Source organism: Holdemanella sp. (assembly GCF_056804935.1).
Window position 1 is genome coordinate 13313 of sequence record NZ_DBMEXE010000008.1, and the last position, 252, is coordinate 13564.

The following is a 252-nucleotide window of genomic DNA, read 5'->3' on the forward strand; positions in this document are numbered from 1 at the left end:
AGGGATTCCAATCTGATAGGCATATTCTAGATTTGAAAGAACCTTCTTCAAATTGTTCTTTTTACATATCTTCAAATATTCAGATTCATCGAGTGTGTCAATTGAAAAGTTAATACAATCAAGCCCTATTTTTTTTAGTTCATCTAAATCTGTAAAAGAAAATAAACTTCCATTGGTTGTGAGAGTTACTTGTTCAACTCCATCCAATTCTTTTAACCTACGAATAAAATCAATATAGCCTTTACGAAGTGT

The 252-nt window shown here is 30.2% G+C and carries 1 protein-coding gene; it reads right to left on the reverse strand.

What is annotated here, in order from left to right; genetic code table 11:
• On the reverse strand, positions 1-252 hold a 252-nt coding region (locus tag ACZQCL_RS00970; protein WP_482481569.1), incomplete at both ends, for a radical SAM protein.